Source organism: Streptomyces sp. NPDC003691, assembly GCF_053981115.1.
The window spans coordinates 11,967-28,102 of the sequence record NZ_JBSFNQ010000091.1 but is presented as its reverse complement, the minus strand read 5'-3'; the positions used below and the strand labels follow the sequence as shown (position 1 = coordinate 28,102).

The 16,136-nt window shown below is 70.0% G+C and carries 14 protein-coding genes; 3 read left to right on the top strand and 11 right to left on the bottom strand.

All coding sequences use genetic code 11. The features are described 5' to 3' along the window. From ACWDR0_RS29305 to ACWDR0_RS29285, 5 genes are all read right to left on the bottom strand, one after another. A partial coding sequence (locus tag ACWDR0_RS29305; RefSeq protein ID WP_456354814.1) for a sigma-70 family RNA polymerase sigma factor occupies positions 1-685 on the bottom strand: 685 nt, incomplete at its 3' end. A gap of 154 nt (positions 686-839) precedes the next feature. Beyond that, the gene (locus tag ACWDR0_RS29300) at positions 840-1,523 is read right to left on the bottom strand and encodes a hypothetical protein (RefSeq protein WP_456354813.1); all 684 of its coding nucleotides are present in this window, start codon (positions 1,521-1,523) and stop codon (positions 840-842) included. Positions 1,524-1,903: 380 nt separating this feature from the next. Continuing rightward, a complete protein-coding gene (locus ACWDR0_RS29295; RefSeq protein ID WP_456354812.1) occupies positions 1,904-2,770 on the bottom strand; it encodes a lytic polysaccharide monooxygenase auxiliary activity family 9 protein in 867 nt (288 codons plus the stop codon). 294 nt (positions 2,771-3,064) lie between these two features. Beyond that, positions 3,065-3,487, bottom strand: coding sequence for a hypothetical protein (locus ACWDR0_RS29290; RefSeq protein ID WP_456354811.1), 423 nt, complete (start codon positions 3,485-3,487; stop codon positions 3,065-3,067). Positions 3,488-3,509: 22 nt separating this feature from the next. Beyond that, positions 3,510-3,947 carry an AraC-like ligand-binding domain-containing protein gene (locus ACWDR0_RS29285; RefSeq protein ID WP_456354810.1) on the bottom strand — a complete coding sequence of 146 codons (438 nt, stop codon included), beginning with the start codon at positions 3,945-3,947 and terminating at the stop codon, positions 3,510-3,512. Between the two features lie 273 nt (positions 3,948-4,220). Between ACWDR0_RS29285 and ACWDR0_RS29280 the strand changes: the two genes are divergently transcribed. Next, positions 4,221-5,735: an FAD-dependent monooxygenase gene (locus ACWDR0_RS29280; RefSeq protein ID WP_456354809.1), complete on the top strand. Its 1,515-nt coding sequence runs from the start codon at positions 4,221-4,223 to the stop codon at positions 5,733-5,735. A 74-nt stretch (positions 5,736-5,809) separates the two neighbouring features. On the opposite strand, the gene ACWDR0_RS29275 is transcribed toward ACWDR0_RS29280, so the two are convergent. Next, positions 5,810-7,081, bottom strand: a complete 1,272-nt coding sequence (locus ACWDR0_RS29275; protein ID WP_456354808.1) for a serine hydrolase domain-containing protein — start codon at positions 7,079-7,081, stop codon at positions 5,810-5,812. A gap of 282 nt (positions 7,082-7,363) precedes the next feature. On the opposite strand from ACWDR0_RS29275, the gene ACWDR0_RS29270 reads away from it, so the two are divergent. After that, on the top strand, positions 7,364-8,008 hold the full coding sequence (locus tag ACWDR0_RS29270) for an FMN-binding negative transcriptional regulator (RefSeq protein WP_456354807.1): 645 nt from the start codon (positions 7,364-7,366) through the stop codon (positions 8,006-8,008). A 58-nt stretch (positions 8,009-8,066) separates the two neighbouring features. Here the strand turns inward: ACWDR0_RS29270 and ACWDR0_RS29265 are convergent, their stop codons facing one another. Then, positions 8,067-8,684 (bottom strand): LmbU family transcriptional regulator, encoded by a 618-nt coding sequence (locus tag ACWDR0_RS29265; RefSeq protein ID WP_456354806.1) that lies wholly within the window; start codon positions 8,682-8,684, stop codon positions 8,067-8,069. A gap of 741 nt (positions 8,685-9,425) precedes the next feature. On the opposite strand from ACWDR0_RS29265, the gene ACWDR0_RS29260 reads away from it, so the two are divergent. After that, positions 9,426-10,646 (top strand): IS701 family transposase, encoded by a 1,221-nt coding sequence (locus ACWDR0_RS29260; RefSeq protein ID WP_456354805.1) that lies wholly within the window; start codon positions 9,426-9,428, stop codon positions 10,644-10,646. A 4-nt stretch (positions 10,647-10,650) separates the two neighbouring features. Here the strand turns inward: ACWDR0_RS29260 and ACWDR0_RS29255 are convergent, their stop codons facing one another. From ACWDR0_RS29255 to ACWDR0_RS29240, 4 genes are read right to left on the bottom strand one after another with little or no spacing between them, the layout of a single operon-like run. Further along, positions 10,651-11,934, bottom strand: a complete 1,284-nt coding sequence (locus tag ACWDR0_RS29255; RefSeq protein ID WP_456354804.1) for an aminotransferase class I/II-fold pyridoxal phosphate-dependent enzyme — start codon at positions 11,932-11,934, stop codon at positions 10,651-10,653. 44 nt (positions 11,935-11,978) lie between these two features. Next, on the bottom strand, positions 11,979-13,964 hold the full coding sequence (locus ACWDR0_RS29250; protein ID WP_456354803.1) for a B12-binding domain-containing radical SAM protein: 1,986 nt from the start codon (positions 13,962-13,964) through the stop codon (positions 11,979-11,981). Then, positions 13,954-14,226, bottom strand: coding sequence for a phosphopantetheine-binding protein (locus tag ACWDR0_RS29245; RefSeq protein WP_456354802.1), 273 nt, complete (start codon positions 14,224-14,226; stop codon positions 13,954-13,956). Before ACWDR0_RS29245 ends, ACWDR0_RS29250 begins: the two co-directional genes overlap by 11 nt. A 39-nt stretch (positions 14,227-14,265) precedes the next feature. After that, the gene (locus ACWDR0_RS29240; RefSeq protein WP_456354801.1) at positions 14,266-15,894 is read right to left on the bottom strand and encodes an AMP-binding protein; all 1,629 of its coding nucleotides are present in this window, start codon (positions 15,892-15,894) and stop codon (positions 14,266-14,268) included. Between the last annotated feature and the right edge of the window lie 242 nt (positions 15,895-16,136).

The following is a 16,136-nucleotide window of genomic DNA, read 5'->3' as shown; positions in this document are numbered from 1 at the left end:
CGCCGGCCAGTACGGGCACCACCGGGCGGCCCGGCCGGGCGGGCGGCAGCGGCTCGTCGCCGTCCGACCGGGGCCGCTCGGGGTCGGCGAGCAGCGCCAGCAGCGTCCCGCGGGCCCGGGCCACCCGTGACCGGATGGTCCCGACGGGGCAGTCGGTGACATCGGCCGCCTCCGCGTAGGACAGGCCCAGCAGCTGCGTGAGGATGAACGCCTCGCGGCGCTCGTCGGGCAGCGCGGCCAGCAGGTCGAGGAGCGCGATGCCCTCCTCGAACCCCGGTACGTCGACCGGCTGGGTCTGTTCGGCGGCCCGGCGCCAGTCCTGGCGGTCGGCGAGACGGGGGCGGGCCGCGGCGCGCCGGAAATCGTCGATCACGGCCCGGCGCGCGATCGACAGCAGCCAGGCACGGGCCGAGGAACGGCCCTCGAAGCGGTGCAGACTGCCCAGGGCGCGGATGAACGTCTCCTGGGTCAGATCGTCCGCGGACTGCGGGTCGGCGCTCAGATAGGCGACGTACCGCAGCACATCGCAGTGGAGAGCGCGGATGAACCGCTCGACCGCGTCCGCGTCGCCGCCCCGGGCGGCCAGCGCCCACCCGGTGATCAGTTGATCGGCCTCCTCGGTCTTGCCATGCTTCTTACGTCTCTTCCGGCGCCCGGGTAATGCGGGCAGGGCAGGAGCAAGCATGTGGTGTCCTTCGCAAATCACGCAGGGAACAGCGGCACGGAGAGCCGCCGGTTCCGGCAGGAGTAAGAGGGGAGAACGACCGTGCGCGGGCACGGCCGTGAACCGAGGCCGGTGTCGACGACACCCGCAAGCGGCCTCGGGAGAACCTGCTGTGCTAGACGACAGCAGTCCCCGGGGGCGGCCCTCTCGTGGTGATCGCGTGGACGAGACGCAGGCGGTACGGTGCCCAGCGCGAGCGGGACCGCCGGCCCAGCCTGCGGGGGCGGCGCGGCAGCGCGGGCCGGGCGAGCACCAGTCGCAGCGGCGCGGCCAGCCATCCGGCCACGGCGCGCAGCAGACGGTACGCGACCCGCTCTCCGTACCCCAGCCAGAGGCCGCACAGCACGGCGGCCAGCAGATGGGCCGCGGACATGCCGAGCGACGGCATTCCGTTCGCCAGCCAGTCGGCCGGGCGGGTCGGGTGTCCCATGCCCGGGGGCATCGGCATGAGCATGGCGTGCCCGCCGTTGCCCGCGGCTGCCACGGGGCCCATGGGGCACGCCCCGTGGCCGGCGGCGGACGGGGCGGGGGCGGACGGGGCGGCGGCCGACTGGGCGAGCGCGAAGCCCCAGTGGAGCGCCTTCTGGGCCCCGACGACCAGGGCCACGATCGTCCCCGGTCCGCGTTCACGGCCGGCGAACAGCCAGCCCGCAGCTCCGGTCGCCACTCCTCCGGCGAGAAGGGTCCACCAGGGCACGGCACAACCCGACATGACGACGTGTCCGACGGCAGCGAGCAGCACGCACACGGCCGCGAACAACGCGGCCCGCACCGTACGCACATACCAACCGGCGTCCATGACTGGCTTCATCCTTGCACCCGAAGTGCGGTCGTTGTGGATCATTATCCAATTCGCCGGGTGCCGCACTCAATGCGAGCGATGTGATTCAGTCCTCGAAAATCACCGGGAACTTTTCGCGCCTCCCGGCCGACCCTTTGAAGGGGAGTCTTTATTCCGGTGCGGTGCGCGCACGGGTGCCCGCGCATGCGAAAGGCCGGCAGGGCTCGTCGAGCACTGCCGGCCTGATCGTGTCCTCTGCCCCGGAACCGGTCCCGGCGCGGGGCGGGGGCGGCGACAAGCGCCGTCCGCCCGGCGCCGGAAACACGGCACCTCCCCGGCCGTGCGGCCGGGGAGGTGCCGGTTCAATCCTGCGGTGCGTGACCGCGGGCCGTCCGGGTTCAGTTCGTCCGGCGGCGGCTGCGGCCGAAGAGCAGGGCGCCCGCAGCGAACACGGCGGCGCCGCCCGCCCAGGCCGCGGTGCCGGTCAGGGAGGACCCGGCGGGCTGCGTCTCGGCGGAGGCCAGGGCAGGGGCGTGCTCGTCGCCGCCGTGGCCCGCGTGGCTGACGGTCGAACGGGTCGCGCCCGCGTCGATCTTCGCCTCGGTCGGGGCACCGGCCGCGCTCGCGGAGCCGCCGAAGGCGACGTCGGAGCAGCCGTAGAACGCCTCGGGGCTGTCGTGGCGCTGCCAGACCTTGTAGATGATGTGGCGGCCCGTGCGGGCGGGCAGGGTGCCGGTGAAGCGGTAGTAGCCGTTGTCGGTGGCCCGCGGCGTGGCGTACTGGCCCACCGGGGTCGGGTCCAGGTCGGACCACTTCAGCGGCTTCGTCGGGTCGAAGCCCGGCTTGGTGATGTACATCGTCATGGTGCCCAGGTGGGCGGCGGTGATCCGGACGTTGAAGTTGTAGGACCCGGCGGACACGCTGGTGGCGGGCCAGTCGCTGCGGGCCCAGTCCAGGGCGCGGTACTTCACACGGTTGGCGGAGCAGAGCTTGCCGTCGGGGATGATCTCCTGGTGCCTGCCGTTGGCGTTGGCGATGTTCACCTCGTTCCAGTCGTACAGCGGCTGGGTCCCGGAGTCGGCGACCAGGTCCTTACAGACCTTGGACTTGGGTGCCTCCGGGCCTTCGGCGAAGCAGGCGGCAACCCTGCTGACCGGGCCGAAGACGGAGCCGTGCGCACTGGCGGGGGTCGGCATCAGGGAGACGAAGGTCGCGGCGGACGCGGCCACGGAGGCAGCGGCAAGGCGGCGGCGGGTGGAAGACATGTGTAGCTCACTCTCGTACGTGTAGGGCCGTCGGGAGTAACGGGCAACACCGCCCCGACCGTGGGGGGTTGAGGCGGTGGTCTGCACCTGAGAATCGCATTGGTGCAGACCAATCACAAGGGGGTGCGAGTGATATGCCCTTGAATACGGGACTTTCCCGCTTGACCAATGGGGCGGAAGTGAAGCCGAATCCCCGGAGCATTCGTCCCCGGCTCTCCGCCCGGGCCGGCGGACCGACAGGCAAACGGACAGGGGCGGGGGCACCGCGCTCCGCGGCACCCCCTCCCCCGGGGATCAGCCGATCTTGAGGTAGGGGCTCCACGGGCTCTGGTGCACATTCGGTCCGGTCGCGCCGTCCCGGGTGACGACCCGGATGCTGATCTTGCCGCCCTCCCACATCTGGTAGTTGCACTCACCGCTCGTACCGGCACCGCCGACCTGGTGGCACTCGCCGGGCGCGCGGTCGTAGTTGAACTTGTACTCGACGATCACCCGCAGGCCGTCGGCCGCGTTGTCCTTGACCCAGATCTTGTCGCCGAAGTGGTAGAAGCAGCCGTCGCCGGGGGCGCCGTAGATGCAGCCGTCCTCGCCCGCGAGCGGCTGGATCGACGTACTGCCGGCCACCTGGATGTCACCGCCGTTCGCCTGAGCGGGTCCGGACGACATGGCGACGGCGGCGAGGCCGGCGGCGGCCACGGCCGCGATCTTCGTCTTCATGGCAGGTTCCTCCTGTGAACAGTCAGAGGTGAAGGGGGAACGGGGAGCGGAGCACGCCCGGTGCACGGCGCTGTGCGATCGGTGCCGCGACCGGACGGGGACCGGCGGCAGCAGGGCGGCGGGCCCGGAACCGCGGGCCGCCGGGGTGCGGGATCACGCTGCGATGAGGCTGCCGCGATGCGGTGCCCGGCGCCCTTGCCGCGCTCCGTCCGGCGTGCTCCTCCCCCTCGGGATCCCCTTGGCGGATATGCCGCGCGGTGCGGTTGGACCGTACGGAGGGACAGGTGAACTCGGTGATCCGGACCGGGCCGAGGTCCAGCAGACGGAAGGTGGCGCTGAAGTCGTCGCTGTGGTCGCTCCAGACGTCCACGGGCGCGTGGCTGGTGCGGACCAGCTCCCGCCACGAGTCGAACCGGTCCCGTACCGGCAGTACATCGCCCCGGAATACGGTTTCGATCACTGGCTCCCCCGGTCAGAGGTCCGCCGCCCCGGCGGGGGCGGCGGACGCCCGTCGTGGTGTGTGCGCACTTGCGTGAGTGCGGGTCGACAGCGGGAACGGCACCCGGGCCCGGGATGATTCCGCGCGGTTCCGGTGATGGGCCGTCGCGTCCCGCCGGCGGGACGGGCGGCCGGCCCGGGTACCGGATCCGCCCCGGGTTGACCGGCTGATCCCCCGCCATGACCGTGGGGAGCGTTCGTCGTTTGCAGCGGTACGCCGGGACGAGGGAGCGGTATGGGAAGCACCGGAACGGACACGGACGTCGTCATCGCGGGCGCCGGGCCGACAGGGCTGATGCTCGCCTGTGAGCTGCGGCTCGCGGGGGCCGATGTCGTCGTCGTCGAGCGGCTCGCCGAGCGGACGGGCGAGTCACGGGCGGGCGGACTGCACTCCAGGACCCTGGAGGTCCTGGACCAGCGCGGGGTCCTGGACCGGTTTCTGGCCCTCGGGGAACTCACTCCGGTGGGGCACTTCTCCGGGCTCTGGCTCGACTTCGACGGGCTGGAGTCCCGGCAGCCGCTGCCCCTGACGATCCTCCAGGACACCGTCGAACGCCTGCTGGAGGAGTGGAGCGCCGAACTCGGTGTCCGGATGCGCCGGGCGGCGGAGGTCTGCGAGGTCGGCCAGGACCCCGGCGGTGTGACGGTCGGGATCCGTACCGCGTCCCCGGCTCCGGCGGCGCTCCGCGCCCGCTACCTGGTGGGCTGCGACGGCGGGCGGAGCACGGTGCGCAAGCTCTCCGGCATCGGCTTCCCGGGCACACCGGCCACCATGACCGCGCTACTCGGCGACGTAGAACTCCCCGGACTTCCGGAGGACTTCGTCTTTATGCGCCGCTGCCCCGAAGGCCACTACTCGGCGATCGCCCTCGAACCGGGCTGGCACCGGGTGATCACGTCCGAGTACGACCGGGCCGCGGACCCGGACGAGCCGCCGACGTACGAGAAGCTCCGGGAGTCACTGGTGCGGCTGGCGGGCACCGACTTCGGCATGCGGAACCCCCGGTGGATCTCCCGGTTCGGCGACGCCGCGCGGCAGGCCGACCGCTACCGGAACGGCCGGGTGCTGCTGGCGGGCGACGCCGCGCATATCCACTACCCGGCCGGTGGACAGGGGCTGAACCTGGGCGTCCAGGACGCGGTGAACCTGGGCTGGAAGCTCGCCTCGGTGGTCCTCGGCCGGGCCCCGGACAGTCTGCTGGACAGCTACCACACGGAGCGCCACCCCGTGGCGGAGCGCGTGCTGCACAACACCCGGGCACAGGCGGCACTGGCCCGTCCGGGCACCGATACGGACGCGCTGCGCGAGGTGTTCGGCTCGCTCATGGTCTTCGACGACGTCAACCGGGCCCTGCGGAACGCGATCACGGCGCTGGACGTCAGGTATCCGGCCGCCGGTACCCACCCGCTGGCGGGGCGCCGGGTACCCGACGCCGGGCTGAAGACGTCCGGCGGCACCGTCCGCGTCCATGAGCTGCTGCACGCCGCCCGCCCGGTCCTTCTCGATCTCCACGGCGACGCCGGGCCGGCCGCGGTGGCCAGAGGCTGGGCCGATCGCGTCGACCTGGTCGAGGCACGGGCCGAGGACGAGTACTGGGCCGTACCGGACGCCGGCCGGATCCCCGCCCCGGCCGGGCTGCTCATCCGCCCGGACGGCCATGTCGCCTGGGCCGCCGATGCCGGAGCGCCCGGCCGCTCGGCCCTGCGGGCCGCTCTGGGCACCTGGTTCGGCCCGCCCGCCGGCCGCTGAGCACCGCCGTGACCATGCCGGGGCACGGCGGGCGCCACCGTACCGCCGCGGCACACCGTCCGGACCGGACCGGGTCAGGGCACCGTCCGGGCCGGACGCGGCGACGGCGCGGCGCAGTACTCGGCTTCCACCACCGGAAGTACGGTCGCGGCTCCCCAGTCGGCGTTCTGGTTGAGGGTGAACTGATGGCCGCCGTCCTCCGTCGTGGCCGCCAGGGTGAGCCAGCCGGGCACCGCGCCGTCGTGGTACCAGATGGTGGTACCGCAGGCCAGCCGGTAGCGCTCGATGCCCAGCCCGTAGGCCGCGCCCGGGAAGGCGGGGTTGTCGACGGTCGTTTTCATGGCCTCGAGCTGCCGCGGCGGCAGCAGCCGGCCCCGCATCAGGGCCCGGTAGAACCGGTTGAGATCGGCCGCGGTGGAGACCAGATCACCACTGCCCCACAGCTGTGAGCCGTTCACCTCGGTGACGTCGTCGATCCGCTCCGGCCGCTCCGCGAAGAGTTTCGCGTAGCCGCGGCTGCTCGGCCGGGGCAGGCGGAAGCGGTTCCCCGGGTACGACGTCGCCGTGAGCCCGAGGGGTTCGACGATACGGTCGAGTACGGCCTCCTCGTAGCGCTGCCCGGTGACCTTCTCCACGATCAGCGCGGCCAGCAGGTCATTGGTGGTGGAGAAGGCGTGTCCGGCACCCGGTGCGAACAGCGGCCCGTGCGACAGGGCCGCCGCCAGCCTTCGGCGGGGGGTCACCGTGTCGTAGCGGTGGGCCAGCAGGCCGTCGCCGTACAGATAGGTCTCGGCGTACTCGCGGTCGGCGAGATAGTCGAAGAGGCCGCTGGTGTGGTTCAGGAGCTGCCGGACCGTGATCCTGCGCCCGTCGTTGCCGTTGCCCGTCACCAGGCCGGGCAGATGGCGCGCCACCGAGTCGTCGAGCGAGAGTTCGCGCTCCGCCTCCAGCTGGAGCAGGACCGTGGCGACGAAGGTGCCCGTCACACCGCCGGTCCGGAACCGGTCGTTCTTGCCGCGGGGTGCGCCGGTCCGCAGGTCGCCCTTGCCCGATACCTGCTTCCGGACCCCGCCGGCGTCCCGTGCCTCGGCGGTGATGCCGGGGACACCCGCGGCGACGGCGGCGTCCATCGCCCGCTGCGTGGCCGGGCGGCCGGGGGCCGCGGATAGGTTCCGCAGCGCCGGGGCGGGTGCCGTGAGCACGGTGAACACCATGGCGGCGGCCACCACCAGCGCACCCGCTCCGGTTCTCTTCCGTATCGCCGTGCGGCGCTTCCGGGTCGCCATGTGCCGTACCTCCGTGTTGACTCCGGCGGCGCGGCCGGACACCGTCCGGGCCTCGAGCATGCTGCCGCTCCGCGAATTCCGTCGTGAATTTCAATCCGGCCGGAAGGTCCTCGGCCGGTCCATTTCCCCTGCCAATTCGGCGAGTTTGCCGCTTTCATATTCTTCTGACGATGGGGACGGCATTGCGCCGGGAACAGAGGCGGATCATAATGACATACCGATTGTCCCGTCGACAGGACAACACACCGGCCATGCCGGGAAATGCCGCACATCGCACGGCGCGCCATCTCGTCGAAACCGCGTAGCTCCTTTCCTCTCCGCACCGCGAAAGGTGAGTGCCGCATGTTCGTCCCCAGCCACTACCGGGCGCCAGACGCCTCCTGGATGGCCGACCTCATCCGCGGGAACCCCCTGGCGCTGATGGCCAGCAACGGAGGCCCCGCCGACGGGCCGTTCGCGACCCACCTGCCCGTCATCACCGACCCGGAGTGGACGGGAGTGCCCGCCGAGCACCTGGCCGGGGTCCCCCTGCTGGGCCATATGAACCGGGCCAATCCGCACTGGAAGGCGCTGCGGACCGGTTCGGCGGTCCTGCTCTCCTTCACCGGACCGCACGCCTATGTCTCACCGACGGTGTACGACATCACACCGGCCGCGCCCACCTGGAACTTCACTTCGGTGCATGTGCACGGAAGCGTCGAGAAAATCGAACCGGGAGAGCAGACCCTCGACGTCGTACGAGCGACGGTCCAGGCATTCGAGAAGGAATTCGGATACGGCTGGGACATGAGTGGATCCCTGGAATACTTCCGCAAAATTCTGCCCGGTGTGGGGGCTTTCCGGATACGGGTGACCAGGGCCGAGGGCATGTTCAAACTCAGCCAGGAGCAGCGCCCCGAAGTCCGCGACCGGGTGGTCGGGTCGTTCGCCGCGCGCGGCTGTACCCGTCATACCGAGACGGCGAATCTCATGAACCGGCTGCCCTGACGTCACCAACCATGGCAGGAGAGCCGCGCGCCGGTGCGGCTCCCCCGGGGTCCGGCCGTCATTCGAGAGGCAGTGGCCGGTCGCCCTCCTCGAGCACCCGGCTGGCCGCGGCGTCGAGGGTGGCCGTCACCCACTCCCCCAGCTCCGTGCCGGCCTGGGCCGCCGCCCGGTGCCACCACTGGATACGGTGATCGGGCACGGCCAGCCGGCGCGTCGCGGCCGCCGGGCTCACCCGTCCGGAACCGGCGTCCCGTTCGGCCCGGATGGCGTGGCGTAACTGCTTGGTGTTCCACTTCCTCCGCTCCGCGCGATCGAGCCAGGTCTCCTGCTCGTCGGCGGGCAGCGAAGCCAGCTCGGCGTGGTGCTGGAAGCTCAGTTCGGGGCGCCTTCTGCTCAGTTCGAACCGCCGGGACACCCAGGCGTAGTTGCGCAGCGTCTGATACTGCAGGCCGGCCGCGCGGATACCCCGCTCGTAGCGATCGGCGTACTGGTCCTTCCCGTAGACCAGCCAGTCGCCGAGCCACCAGGACGACGAGTTGAGCAGGCCCGAGAGCCGGCGGCCGGCACGCTCCCACTCCTCGAAGGCGAGCCCCACGGGGATGTGCAGGCCGACCTTCGTGGTGAGGACCTGGTCACGCCGCGACTCCGCGCCGCCGGGTCTCCGGTTTCCCGGCATGTTCTCGGCGGTTCTGCCGAATACCAGTACCTGTGAGTCTTTCTGACCGCCGACCTGACTCGTCATCGCACCTCCATGACAACGCGCGTACGGACTCGGTTGATTCGCGGCCGCTGGCCTTTGAATACAGAAGCGTTCACCCCTTTTCACCTGTTCACCAACGCGGTTACCATTGCCCGCAAACTAGTACAGGAAACACCGGAAACCGATATATCAACGGCTCCGGTTGCGGGTGTGGAGGGTCGGCTGCTGTGCTCCCGAGTAGACCCCGATACTGATTCCCAGTTCAAGGATCTTGGCGCCGTCGAACACTACTTTACGAAGTTCGAGCACTTAATGAAATCTTAGCGGCCCCCTTCACCGAATGGCTTGATTTCAGTACGCACACAGAGACCGTGCCCCCTACGGCCACCAGTCGCTAACGATCACCGTGGCCGCCGCCCCGGCCACCCGCCCGCGCATCGGGCGACAGGCGATCACATGAGCGCAGGTCATGGGCGCAGGGCGAGCCGGTGCGGACGCCGCGACCGGATCCGGAGCCCGGCATCAGCCCGAAACCGTCCGGCACTTGCCGGAGGCCTATGACACAGATCCGGCCACCGGCTCGCGGTTTCAGCCGCCGAAGCCGCACACCATTCGCCGTCGCAACAGAAATCTGACGACCCCGGAGAGTGGCGCAACACTGGAGCCGCACCCTAGACTCCATCCAGAGCTCAGTAACCGCGGGGGAGTTATTGCGGCATGCCCACAGCCCGTTCCGGCATCTCGTCGGTGCCATCAGGCGCGGATTTCGACAGCGGTTATGAATTATCCTTGGATCGTTACAGCAGGACGATCTTCAGAAGCCTGCGCCGAATCGATCAGCGCAACTGGGCGCACGCGTATCTGAAAGGCCTTCTGGTCACCCCGGGCAAGAAATCGGTACGCCGGCTCGCCGCCGCCGTCTCGCGCGATCCGTCCGCCGTACAGTCACTGCGCCAGTTCGTCAGTCTGAGCCCGTGGGACTTCGACGAGGTCATGGCGGAGCTCACCCGGCGGGTGACCGACCGCAGGCCCGCTCCCGTCTGGTCCATCGGCCGCGCCGTCCTGCCCAAGCGCGGCGACCGCTCGGTGGGGGTCCACCGCTACTTCGACCGGTCCTCAGGCCGTACCCTCAACTGCCAGCTCGGGCTGGGCTCCTTTCTCTGCACGGGCACCCTGCAGATTCCGGTCGACTGGCGGCTGCACCTGCCGCCGAGCTGGACGCAGGACCCCGGCCGGCGCAGGGACGCACGGGTCCCCGCGGACGAGGAGTACCGGCCGCTCTGGGCGCACGCCCTCCGGCTGACCGACCGGCTTTCGGCCCGTACCGGCTCCCTGTCGTCCGTCGTCCTGGTCGATCTGAGCGACGAGCCCGACGCGGGTCTCCTGCTCCAGGAGCTGGCGAACCGGCGGCGCGATTTCGTGGTCGGGATCCCTCCGCAGCTCACCGTGGTGCAAGCCGGGGAGGGCGCCACGGTACCGATGAGCGCGCGCAATCTGGTGCTCACCCAGAGCCGGGAGACGGTCGTGGTCCCCGGTCCGGGCGGGTCCCCGCCGGTCACCCAGCTCCAGACCGCGCTGGTCCGGCTGCCGGCCGGCCACCGTACGCCGCTCGCCCGGCTGCCGGGCGATTCCCCGGTGCGGGTCCCCGGCCCGGTCTGCCGGCTCTTCACCACGGTCGGCCGGGACCGCGCCACGAGCCCGGTATGGATCACCAGTCTCACCCATCACACCGCCGCGGAGCTGGCGTCGATCGCGGCTCTGCAGAACGGGACGAGGACCGTACTGGAGTCCCTGGAGAAGGACTTCGGGCTGCTGGACTTCGAGGGCCGCTCCTACCCCGGCTGGTACCACCATATGGCGCTCGTCTCCGCCGCCTGCGCCTTCCGGCAGCTGCACGGTGCGCCGCCCTCCGCGCCCCCCGGCGCCGGCGCACCGTGAGAGGTCAGACGGGTGTCCGCGGGCCGTCCCGTCCGTCCCGCATGTCCGTCAGCACCGAGGCGATCACCTCCACTCCCGCGGCGAGGGTGCGCGGATCGGGAGTGATGCTGATACGGAAGCACTGCCGGGCATGGCGGCCGGGACAACGGCCGGACGCGGGGCCGGTGAAGAAGTACCTCCCCGGCACCACGAAGACTCCTCTGCTCTTGAGCAGCTCGTACAGGGTCAGATCGTCGAACCACTCCTCGTCCACCCACACCCAGCAGAACATCCCGCCTTCGGCCGCGTACAGATGCCAGCCGATGTCCGCGGGCAGCGTCCCGGCCAGCAGCGTCTCCACGTACTTTCTGCGTTCCGCGTAGAAGGGGCCGATCACCGAGCTGACCAGGGTGTCCAGGACCTCGGAGCGCAGGGCACGGGCCAGCACCGACTGGACGAGCTGGGGGGCGTGCAGCGCGGAGTTCGACAGGAACGAGACGACCGGCTCGATGTACTGCTCCGGTCCGACGGCGAAACCCAGCCGCTCCCCGGGGAGTCCCGCCTTGGAGACGGAGAAGACGTTGAGGATGCCTTCGTCCCATACGGGCGCCGTGACGGATCCGATGCCGGGGAACGGGGCACCGTAGGCGTTGTCCACCACCAGGGGGACGCCGTGGCCGCGGGCGGCCCGGAGCAGGCTCCCGATCTCGTCGGGCGAGGCACAGCGGCCCGCGGGATTGCTGGGGCTGGACAGCAGCATGAGCCCGACGTCGTCGAGCCGCTCCAGGGCGGGGAAGTCGAACAGATAGCGGAACGACCGTTCGCCCTGGAGGCGCAGCAGTGGCGCGACACCGGTGATCGACTCGGCGGTGAGGGAGAGTCCCTGGTAGCCCGTGTAGTCGGGGGTCATCGGCAGGACCAGCCGGGTGTTGCGGGCCGGGCCCGCTCCGGTGAAGAGCGCCGCGGCGATGAAGCAGAGCATCTGGCTGCCGGGCCCGACCACGATGTTCCGCGGCCCCAGTTCCCAGCCGTAGCGCCGGCCGAAGTAGCCGGCGATGCCCTCGACCAGTTCGGGGAGCCCCCGGGACGGCCCGTACGCACAGCTGACGTCGCCGAAGGAGGCCTCCAGTGCCTCGGCGGTCGTCCGCCGCCAGGCCTCCCGGACCTCGGGCAGGGCCGCGGGATTGCCGATGCCGAGGTTGAGCCACTCCTTTCCGGTGGCGGAGCCGGTCGTGGTGGCGATGTCCTCCATGATGAGGCGGAGCCCCGACAGGCTCGCCATCTTGCTTCCGGAGCGGGACAGCTCCACGGGGCGGCGTCCTTCCTGTTGTTTCCCCATCTGCCCGGGGAAGCTCATCCGGCGGCCGGGGCCGTTCCGGCGCCGGGGGCATCGGCCTCGACGAAGGGCAGGATCTCCCGGAAGCGCAGGACCGTCCCGTGGCAGTAGTTCGCGTTGTGTTCGAGGCTGCGCTGCGGCATGTACGGCATCTTCTGCCGGGCGTGGTGGTTCACCCGCAGGACGACGCGTCCCGACACGGGGTCGCCCTGCGCACCGGCTTCGAGCATCTCCCGGTCCGTCAGCAGCCGGGCCAGCTCCGCGGAGACCTCGACGACGAAGGTCTCGGCGTCGCCCAGGCCCCGCACCGTGATCTCTTCGAAACCGTAGTCCGGCACGCTCACCGGTTCGCGGTAGATATAGGGCCGGGCGATCAGATCCATCTCGAAGGCCTGCCGGGCCATCGGGTCGGACCACCACTCCTGGGAGGTGACGTAGTCGGCCAGCACACTGTCGAAATCCTCGCGATGAGTGCTGAGGATCATATGGCCGATCTTCCCGCTGAGGAGCACATCGTAATTGGTCAGATCGGCCAGCGAATCGGCGATGAGCCGGAGGACCTCGGAGTCCGTCCGCTGTTTCAGATAGCGGGCGACGCTCTCGTAGAGATCTCCGTAGGAGACGATTCCGGCCGAGTCGAGGTATCCCGAGAGCAGGAAAAGTCCGCGCATATTGTAGACCGTGTGCATGGCGTGGTAGAGCCAGTAGGCCTCCCGGCACTCCTCCTTGGTCACCCATTTGGTGGCGACCACGACGTCCGCCTCGGAGACATCGCTCGGCACGGGCTCGGTGACCAGGCCGTACTCTTCGACCTGGTGGTACATGGGGGTGTTGTGCAGGAGGAGCTGCGGATACACGATGACGGTGTCGGCATAGGACCGGCACAGCTTCGTCAGCCCGTCCTTGAAGGACTGCGAGGTCTCGCCCGGGAGCGGCCAGATCAGCTCCACGTAGGAGCTGATCTGCTTCTCCCTCAGCGTGCGCTGCAGCTCCACGAAGGTCTCTTCACGGATATTGGACCGGTCCACGAGCTTGAGGGCCTCGGGATTCAGTGTCTGCAGCGAGATCGGCTGGGTCACCATCAGATCGCCGCGGACGAAGATCTCGGTTATCTGGGCCATGCGTTCGGGCCGGTTCTTGGTGGCCGCCATATAGACGACCAGGGGGTAGCCGACTTCCTGCTTGCGCGCCACGATGTGCTCCGTCATCGCCACGTCACGGGGTGACTGGCCCCAGTTCGCATCGGCGATGAAGAGACCGGAGAGTCCGTTGTCGGCGATCCAGTCGAGTTCGGCCCTGATCCGCTCCTCCTCGAATTTGATCACCTTGGAGTTGGTGGCGGCACCCCAGTAGCAGAAGGTGCAGCGGAAGGGGCAGCCGCGGTTGGTCTCCAGGATTCCCATGCTGAACTCCCGGCCGTCGAAGACACCGGTGAGGAACGGCGAGGGGATCTCCATGAGGTTGCTGATGCGCGGCGCGGGTTCGGTGGTGACGAGCTCGCCGCCGGACCAGAAGCTGATCCCGGGAACCTGGTGCAGGTCGGGCTCCGGGCCGTTGAGCTGTCTGAAGAACTCGACGGAGGTCCGTTCCCCTTCCCCGTTGCAGATGTAGACGTTCGCCGGGGCATCCGCGAGATAGGTCTCGGCATGGTTCATCACCTGGGGTCCGCCGAGCAGGTAATGAGCGTCCGGCTGGCGCTCGCGCAGCTCCTTCAGCAGCCAGCTGACCAGCTTCATGTTCCAGATGTAACAGCTGAAGGTATAGATGTCGGCGTACTTGCCGGCCAGCTCCTCCAGCAGCTTGTGCCGGTCGTCGGTGACCGGGTAGGAGACTATTTCGAAGGTGTGGTCCGGCCCCACCTCCAGGTCTTCCTGCGCGCACGCCTGGATGTAGCCGGATGCCAGCGGCAGGATGTTCTCGTAGGTGGGGATCTCGACGAGCACGACCTTCCGGCGCTCGCGGCCCCTGCTCCGGGCCCTGACCGGGATGCCTTCAATGAGCATTGCGGACCTGCCGCCCCGCGTCGGTCACCGACCGGTCGATACGCGCGGCCAGGTCGGCCAGGACCGGTGTGTCGATCAGGATCCGTACCGTGAAATCGATCTGCCAGACCCGGCGGGCCTCCAGCACCACTTTGGTGGCCAGCAGGGAGTCCCCGCCGAGGCCGAAGAAATCCTGGTCACGACCGACCTTGTCGAGCTTCAGGACATCCGCCCATACCGTCGCGAGCCGGCGTTCCGTCTCCGTCTCGAAGTCGCCTTCCATGTCACACCCCTGTCTGCGCTGGCGATTCGTCCGCAACCTTCATGTGCTGGGGGTCTCTCCCCGGTCCCGGCCGGGCAGATGAAGGTCCGCCAGCAGCCGGGCGACCGCCTTCCGGTCGGCCTTGCCGCTGGGTGTCCGGGGCAGTTCGGCCAGCACGCTGACGGAGACCGGCACCGACGGACCGGGCAGCAGCCCGCCCAGTGCGGCCAGTGCCCGGCCGCCGTCGAAGGCGGGCCCCGCCGGATCCACGGTGACGGCCGCCCGCAGCTGGCGGGAGCCCTCCGTGATCTCGATCGGCACACAGACCGCCTCCGTGACGCCGGGCTGCCCGAGCAGACAGGCGTCCACCTCCAGCGGGTTCACCCGGACTCCGCGGATCTTCACTTCGTTGTCGGCCCGGCCGACGTAGTGGATGACGCCGTCCTCGACCCGTACCAGGTCACCGGTGCGGAAGGCCCGGTCGTGGCCGTGCCCGGAATGGTCCAGGGGGATGTACCGCGCCGCGTTGAGGGCCGGCTGGTTGAGATACCCGGTCGACAGGGGCCGCCCGGCCACCAGCAGCTCACCCACCTCCGGTTCCGCGGGGTCGGCGGGGTCGACGACGACCTCGCAGCCCGGCAGCGGCCGGCCGACCGGGGGCAGCACGGGCCACTGCGCCGGGTTCCCGGTCAGGGTGTGCGCCGTGACCATGGCGGACTCGCTCTGCCCGTAGTGGATGTTCAGCCGGCAGTCCGGCAGACGCCGGAAGAAGTCCCGCAGTACGGGGGTGCAGACCAGCTGTTCACCACCGAGGTTCACTTCCCGGAGCACGAGGCCTTCGAGCGAATCGGCGGCGGCCGCGGCGACGGTGAGCATGTTCAGCGCCACATACGGCAGGAACAGGCGCTCGATCCGGTTCTCCGCCAGCCAGTCGAGCAGCGCGATCGGGTCGCGGCGCAGCGGCTCGGGCATGATCACCAGCGTGCCCCCGCCGCCCAGGGTGCCGAGGACCTCCTGGAACCACACGTCGAAGTTGAGCGGCGTGAACTGGGCGGTCCGCAGATCCGGCCGTACCGAATGGTTCCGCTGCCAGTCCGCCATGTTGTCGATGGAGCGGTGCGGCAGCGCGACCCCCTTGGGCAGGCCCGTCGACCCGGAGGTGTAGATGATGTAGACGGGGAGGTCCGGCCGGCAGGGATACGGAGTGGTGAGCGGGTCGGCGGGCGGGTCCGTACCCGGACCGCCGGGGGGCGGCGGGATCGGCAGGGACGGTACACCGGCCGCGTACCCGGGCTCACCGCCGGTATGGAGGAGTATCCGGGCGCCGCTGTCGGTCTTCATGTGTTCGAGGCGCTTCACCGGGTACTCGGCGTCCAGCGGTACATAGGTGGCGCCGATCCGTACCGTGGCGAGCATCGCCGACACGATCGCGGCACTTCGCGGGCCGGTGATCGCCACCCGGTCGCCCGGGCGTATTCCGTGCTCCACCAGGGCCGCGGCGATGCTTTCCGTCCAGCGGGCCAGCTCACCGTAGGTCAGCTCCCGGCCGCCGTCGTGGATCGCGACCTCGTCCCGGCGCTTCTCCGCGGTCGCGGCCAGCGCGTCCAGCAGGCACGGCGGTTCCGCCGGGCCGCCCCATAACGAGGGGCGCGGCGCGGGTGCGGTCGGCGCGGTCGATTTACTTGCCATCTGCCATCCCTGGGCCAAGGTCGCTCATGAGACCGGCGGTCTTCCGGCCGGCCGGTCGGGGGACCGCAAGCGATTTCACCAATGAGTTGACGCTGAACTCGTACTTTCGCGCTCCGCATCGATTCGGGCAGAGCCTCGGAAAGGTTTTCGAAAGAGATTCAGGAAATTCCTGGCCGCCGGGCCGATGGGCGTTTCGGGGCGCGGCGGTACTCTGCGGGCAAGCGGCACTTCCGCCGCATCGG

What these genes read in the sequence shown, in the direction of transcription:
- ACWDR0_RS29275 (WP_456354808.1), bottom strand. Translation starts at nt 7,081, where the DNA reads ATGCTCGAGGCCCGGACGGTGTCCGGCCGCGCCGCCGGAGTCAACACG.
- ACWDR0_RS29295 (WP_456354812.1), bottom strand. Translation starts at nt 2,770, where the DNA reads ATGTCTTCCACCCGCCGCCGCCTTGCCGCTGCCTCCGTGGCCGCGTCC.
- ACWDR0_RS29240 (WP_456354801.1), bottom strand. Translation starts at nt 15,894, where the DNA reads ATGGCAAGTAAATCGACCGCGCCGACCGCACCCGCGCCGCGCCCCTCG.
- ACWDR0_RS29270 (WP_456354807.1), top strand. Translation starts at nt 7,364, where the DNA reads ATGTTCGTCCCCAGCCACTACCGGGCGCCAGACGCCTCCTGGATGGCC.
- ACWDR0_RS29300 (WP_456354813.1), bottom strand. Translation starts at nt 1,523, where the DNA reads ATGGACGCCGGTTGGTATGTGCGTACGGTGCGGGCCGCGTTGTTCGCG.
- ACWDR0_RS29250 (WP_456354803.1), bottom strand. Translation starts at nt 13,964, where the DNA reads ATGCTCATTGAAGGCATCCCGGTCAGGGCCCGGAGCAGGGGCCGCGAG.
- ACWDR0_RS29245 (WP_456354802.1), bottom strand. Translation starts at nt 14,226, where the DNA reads ATGGAAGGCGACTTCGAGACGGAGACGGAACGCCGGCTCGCGACGGTA.
- ACWDR0_RS29260 (WP_456354805.1), top strand. Translation starts at nt 9,426, where the DNA reads ATGCCCACAGCCCGTTCCGGCATCTCGTCGGTGCCATCAGGCGCGGAT.
- ACWDR0_RS29280 (WP_456354809.1), top strand. Translation starts at nt 4,221, where the DNA reads ATGGGAAGCACCGGAACGGACACGGACGTCGTCATCGCGGGCGCCGGG.
- ACWDR0_RS29290 (WP_456354811.1), bottom strand. Translation starts at nt 3,487, where the DNA reads ATGAAGACGAAGATCGCGGCCGTGGCCGCCGCCGGCCTCGCCGCCGTC.
- ACWDR0_RS29265 (WP_456354806.1), bottom strand. Translation starts at nt 8,684, where the DNA reads ATGCCGGGAAACCGGAGACCCGGCGGCGCGGAGTCGCGGCGTGACCAG.